The organism is Pseudoroseomonas ludipueritiae (genome assembly GCF_014490445.1).
In the GTDB taxonomy this organism is placed as follows: Bacteria; Pseudomonadota; Alphaproteobacteria; order Acetobacterales; family Acetobacteraceae; genus Pseudoroseomonas; species Pseudoroseomonas ludipueritiae.
Genome location: NZ_JACTUZ010000216.1, coordinates 1 through 5,591 on the forward strand (window position 1 = coordinate 1; position 5,591 = coordinate 5,591).

6 protein-coding genes are annotated in these 5,591 nt (G+C 71.2%); 3 read left to right on the forward strand and 3 right to left on the reverse strand.

The features are described 5' to 3' along the window. Positions 1–153: 153 nt before the first annotated feature. The 3 genes from IBL25_RS23980 (at position 154) to IBL25_RS23990 (ending at position 2,410) form a co-directional block, all read left to right on the forward strand. Positions 154–1,593, forward strand: a complete 1,440-nt coding sequence (locus IBL25_RS23980; RefSeq protein WP_187780987.1) for an amidase — start codon at positions 154–156, stop codon at positions 1,591–1,593. Positions 1,594–1,631: 38 nt separating this feature from the next. Continuing rightward, positions 1,632–1,853 carry a DUF1289 domain-containing protein gene (locus tag IBL25_RS23985; protein WP_187780988.1) on the forward strand — a complete coding sequence of 74 codons (222 nt, stop codon included), beginning with the start codon at positions 1,632–1,634 and terminating at the stop codon, positions 1,851–1,853. A 131-nt stretch (positions 1,854–1,984) separates the two neighbouring features. Further along, positions 1,985–2,410: a hypothetical protein gene (locus tag IBL25_RS23990; protein WP_187780989.1), complete on the forward strand. Its 426-nt coding sequence runs from the start codon at positions 1,985–1,987 to the stop codon at positions 2,408–2,410. A 91-nt stretch (positions 2,411–2,501) separates the two neighbouring features. Here IBL25_RS23990 and IBL25_RS23995 read toward each other — a convergent pair whose 3' ends face one another. The 3 genes from IBL25_RS23995 to IBL25_RS24005 all read right to left on the reverse strand — a co-directional run. Beyond that, a complete protein-coding gene (locus IBL25_RS23995; protein WP_187780990.1) occupies positions 2,502–4,631 on the reverse strand; it encodes a PBP1A family penicillin-binding protein in 2,130 nt (709 codons plus the stop codon). Between the two features lie 108 nt (positions 4,632–4,739). Further along, a complete protein-coding gene (locus IBL25_RS24000; protein ID WP_187780991.1) occupies positions 4,740–5,120 on the reverse strand; it encodes a DUF427 domain-containing protein in 381 nt (126 codons plus the stop codon). Between the two features lie 46 nt (positions 5,121–5,166). Further along, on the reverse strand, positions 5,167–5,591 hold a 425-nt coding region (locus tag IBL25_RS24005; protein WP_202986875.1), incomplete at its 5' end, for a hypothetical protein.

The window sequence follows — 5,591 nt, forward strand, 5'->3', positions numbered from 1 at the left end:
AAGGTCACAGGTTCAAATCCTGTCCCCGCATCCAGAATCGCCCATCCGCATCAGCAGTGTAGAAGCCGCCCCGGAGCCCCACTCCGCAGGCGGCTTTTTCATGTGCCACGAGCGTCTGTTGCCTTACCCGCTTTCCTGGGCCAAGGCTTGGCCATGACCTCCGATCCCACCATCATGGATGCGGTCGAGCTTTCCGCCGCCATCCGCGCCCGCCGCCTGTCATGCCGGGAGGTGATGCTCGCCACTCTAGCTCGCATCGACCGGTTGAATCCCTGCTGCAACGCCATCATCACCATGCGGGACAGGGACAGCCTCTTGGCCGAGGCTGATCTACGCGATGCCCAGTTGGCGCGCGGCGAGGTCATGGGGTGGATGCATGGCCTGCCACATGCGGTGAAGGACCTGGCCCATGCCAAAGGCCTGCCAAGCAGCCTGGGCTCCCCGCTGTTCGCCGCCACCATGCCGGCACAGGATTCGCTGATCGTCGAGCGGATGCGCAATGCCGGCGCCATCATCATCGGCAAGACCAATGTGCCGGAGTTCGGCCTGGGCTCGCATACCTACAACCCGCTGCATGGCGTCACCCGCAATGCCTACGATCCCAGCCGTTCGGCGGGTGGCTCCTCTGGCGGCGCGGCCGTGGCCTTGGCCCTGCGGATGCTGCCGGTCGCGGATGGCGGCGACTTCGGCGGCTCCCTGCGCAACCCGGCGGCCTGGAACAATGTCTTTGGCCTGCGCCCCTCGATGGGGCGGGTACCCTATTGGCCCTCCGGCGAAAGCTTCATCAACCAGCTCTCCACCGAAGGGCCCATGGCCCGCAACGTGCCCGATCTCGCTCTGCTGCTCTCCACCCTGGCGGGACGGGACGCGCGCGTGCCGCTGTCGTTGGACGATCCGCCGGAAGCCTTCGCGCAGCCGCTGGAGATGGACCCGCGTGGCACCCGCATCGGCTGGCTGGGCGAATACGCCGCCGCCCTTCCCACCGAGCCCGGCGTGCTGGAGGTCTGCCAGCAGGCCCTGGCCCGGCTGCGTGACATCGGCTGCGAGGTCGAGGAAGCCCGCCTCCCCATCCCGCGGGAGCAGATCTGGGACACCTGGCTCGGCATCCGCCACTGGCTGGTGATGAATTCGCTGCTGCCGCTGTACCAAGACCCCGAAAAGCGCCGCCACCTGAAGCCGGAGGCGGTCTGGGAGGTGGAGGGCGGCTTGCGCATGTCGGCCCAGGATACGCTGCGCGCCTCTGCCGGGCGCAGCGCGATCTACCAGGCCTTCCTTGGCCTCTTCGCACGCTTCGACGCGCTGGTGCTGCCCAGCGCGCAGTGCTTCGCCTTCCCGGCCGAATGGCACTGGCCGCGCGAGATCGCCGGCACCGCCATGGATACCTACCACCGCTGGATGGAAGTGGTCTTTCCCGCCAGCCTCTCCGGCTGTCCGGCCATCAGCGTGCCGGCCGGCTTTGGCGGGGCGCTGGACCTGCCCATGGGCGTGCAGCTCATCGCGCCGCCGCGGCAGGATCTTGCCTTGCTGCGGCTGGCCCATGCCTATGCCCAGGCCAGCGGGCCGGTGCTGTCGCGTCTTCCGCCGGGGGCATGAAAAGTAAAACTTTCCGCCCCGCCCCGCGTCTCAAGCGCATGGACAAGCATGACCGCCCCTGCATCAAGATCTGCCGCTACGACGACGATAGTGGCTGGTGCCTGGGCTGCGGCATGACGAAGCTGGAGAAGAAGGCCTGGAAGCATATGCCCGCCTATCGTCCGGTGATCCGGGATGCCTTGCCGGCGCGCCTGGGCGCCCTGGCGGGGCAGGGCTATGTCACCGGCCCCGAGGCGGGCAAGAAGAAGCACAAGGACTGAGCCACCGCGCAAGCCTGGGCATGGCCGTCGCAACCCGAGGGCCTGTGGGGTGTTGGCTGCGTATCCGCCTTCGTGGTCCGCGCGCGGATCGGCGCGGAGGTGGAATGCAACATCGCGAAGGAACCGCAGCCATGATGCGCATTCCCTTGGCTTTCGCCGCCGCCACCCTTGCCGCCACGCTGGGCGGCAACCTGGCCCAGGCGCAGTCCAGCCCCGCCTACCCGACGCCGAGCGTTCCCTCCGCCACTGGCCAGCCCGTGCCCGTCGCGCCGGGCGGCAGCTATGGCGGCATGCACCAGCGCGGCATGTCCGGCCAGACCGGCATGGCCCCAGGCAGCCGCATGGGTTCGGGCATGGGCTCCACGATGGGGTCCGGCATGGGCTCTGGCATGGCCGGGACGACCATGACGCCGCAGGGTCCGATGGTGCAGACGCCGTCGCAGCCCTTCACCGGCCTCAGCCTGCCGCAGCAGGGCGTGGGCGACGGCGCCTACAACGGCGGCGGCGTGGTGCTGGAATATCTGCCGGACGGCACCCGCCGCGTCGTGCAGCAGTAACCATGCCGCATGGCGGCGGGGCAGCCCGCCGCCTGCCGCTTCGGAAGGCCCGCCAGACCCCCATCTGGCGGGCCTTTCGCTTTCCGGTGGCTCAGCCGCCCCAGATTCCCAGCCGGGCATCCCGCGCTGTGCGCTCGGCCCGCCGCAGCTCGGCCGGGGCATCGGCCGCCACCCGGCCGCCGCCGTTTGAAAGCACCAGCTCCGACAGGTCCCGCCCACCGACGCGGCATTGCCAGGTGTCGCTCTCGCGCGGCTGGCAGGAGGCTTCCCGCCCGGCGATCCATTGCGTCATGGCGGCCACGAAGCCGCCAGGCAGGCCGACGATGCCCGCCAGCCGCACTTCCCGGCCAGCGACCCGCAGGGTGCCGGTGTCGATCACATCCGGCACGCCGCGCAACTCCTCATCCTCCGCCCCCGCCGGTGCCATGGCGGCGGAAGGGGCGGCGGCGGTGCGTACCTTGTCCGCCTCCTGCATGAAATCGTGCCAGATGCGGGCGGGCAGGCCGCCACCATAGACATTGGCCATGGGGCTGTTGTCGTCATTGCCGACCCAGACGCCCACCACCGCATCCGCCGTCATGCCGACGAACCAGGCGTCGCGGCTGTCCTGGGTAGTGCCGGTCTTGCCGCCCACGGGGCGGTCCAGCCGGGCGGCGCGGCCGGTGCCCTGCTGCACCACGGCCATCATCATCTCCAGCATGCCCTGCTGCACCGCCTCCGGCACCGCATGGGCGGCGGGGGCGGTGGGGCGGGTATAGAGAGCACGGTCGCGGCTGCGCACCTCCTGCACCAGATAGGGCTCGATCTGCGTGCCATAGCCGATGCGGCCGAAGGCGGTGACCATTTCGGCCAGCGTCGCCTCGGTGGTGCCCAGCGCCATGCTCGGGTTCAGCGGAATATCGGCGGAAAGTCCCAGGCGCTTGGCCATGGCCGCCACCTTGTCCCGCCCCACCGCCTCCTGCAGCCGCACCGCCACGGTGTTGATGGAGTGGGCGAAGGCATCGCGCAGCGTCACCGTGCCACGGAAATTGCCGTCCGAATTGCCCGGGGACCAGCCGTTGATGGTCAGCGGCGCGTCCTGCACGGTCTGGCCAGGGCGATAGCCCGCCTCCAGCGCCGCCGCGTAGACAAACAGCTTGAACAGTGAGCCGGGCTGCCGCTTCGCCTGGGTGATGCGGCTGAACTGGCTTTCGGCATAGTCGCGCCCGCCCACGGCGGCCAGCACGGCGCCATCCGGCGCCAGGGCCAGCAGCGCCGCCTGGCCGGCGCGCTGCTTGGCACCCTCCTTGCCCAGGTGCTGCGCCACCACCCGCTCCGCCAGGTCCTGCAAGGCAGGGTCCAGCGTGGTGCGGACGGAAAGGTCCATGGGCAAGGGCCCCACCAGCCGCCGCGCCTCGCTATCCGCCCAGTCCGAGAAATAGCCGCGCCCGACCAGCGGCTCGGGCGGCGCCTTCAGGATCGGGGGCGCGGCCCGGGCAGCGGCCACGGCCTCGGGCGTGGCGAGGCCGGTTTCCTCCATCACGCCCAGCACCACATCGGCGCGCTGGCGGGCGCCTTCCATGTTGGTGGTGGGGGCGAGGGCGGAGGGCGCGCGCAGCAAGCCCGCGATCATCGCCGCCTCGGCCAGGTTCAGCTCCCCCACGGCCTTGCCGAAATAGCGCCGCGCCGCCGCATCGGCGCCCACCGCGCCAGCGCCGAAATAGGCGGCGTTCATGTAGCGGGCCAGGATCTCCTGCTTGGACAGCCGGCTTTCCAGCCAGATGGCCAGCATGGCTTCCTGCGCCTTGCGAGTCAGGGTCTTCTCCTGGGAGAGATAGGTCAGCCGCGCCAGCTGCTGCGTGATGGTGCTGGCGCCTTCCCGCAGCCGCCCGGCGCCGAAGGCCCGTGCCAGCGCGCGCAGGATGCCGCGCGGGTCGATGCCATGGTGGTCGTAGAAGCGGCGGTCCTCGATGGCGATCACGGCATCGGCCAACGGCTGCGGCAGGGCCTCGGCGCGGATGGGCTCGCCCCGCAGCACACCGCGGGTGGCGAAGCCGGTGCCGTCGCGGTTCTCCAGGATCAGCGTGGCCGGGGTGGCGCTGGGCTGCATGCCGCCGCCCACCGGCACCTGCAGCAGGCACCAGCCCAGGAACAGCAGCAGCAGGGCGCAGCAGGCCCCGGCCGTGCCCAGCGCCCAGGGCCATGCGCGCCAGCGGCGGCGCGGCGTCGCATCCGTGGTCATTGGCGCGGCAATCCCCTCTTCATCATCCCCAACCGGCATCAATGCCGCCGGAATGGCCGGGTTCCAGCCGATGCGGCGCCGGGCCGCAAGGGGCGAGGGCCTCCAGGATCAGTCCGGCGGCGCCTCGATGGCCTCCACACGGTCCGGGTAGAAGGCCAGGTGCCCGGCGATGGCGGCGGCGGCGGGATGCGGTGTCTCGTAGCTCCAGACGGCATCGGTGGCCCGCGCTCCGCCAGCGGGGATGCTGAAGTAGCTGCAATCGCCCTTGTAGGGGCAATAGGTGGTGGTGGCGCTGCGCTGGAGCCGCGTCATGTCGGCATCCCCGCGCGGGATATAGAAGACGGGCGGGTAGCTGGCCTCCCGCAGCACCAGCGCCTTGCGGCTCTCGGCCACCACCTGGCCGCCCGCGCGCACCACCACCCGCCCCGGATGCGGCGTGATGGCGATGGGATGGTCCGGGCCTGGAGTCTTGATGGGTTTGCCTGTCATAGCCGGTCTCCTTCGGCCCCGGATATGGTGCGGGGCGAAGGTGGCCTCAGCCGGTGATCACCGCTTCTTGCCCCGCCGCCAGCCAGTGCAGCCGGGTGTAGCCGGCGCCGCTGCGCCGCATCCAGCGGGCGGCCAGCGTCACCTCCGCGCCGGGGGCGGCGAAGCGCCAGTGCTGGCCGGCTCCCAGGGCATCCTCCTCCGCCGGTCCCGCCTGCGGCGTGGCCCGCAGGCGGTGGGCCATTTCCTCCCGCTGCGCCGCCACCAGCGCCTGCCATTCCGGGAAGCCGAGGCCGCCATCCGGATGGGACAGGCTGGCCTCCATTTCGCTCAGCCGCGCCCCGACGGCGCCGAACATGGCCATGGCCGGCACCGGGCGCGGGTGCAGCGCCGGGTCCGGCCAGTCGAAGAGCACGCCTTCCACCCCGCCGCAGAGCGGCGCCGGCAGGGCCGCGGGCCCCAGCGCCCGCAGCG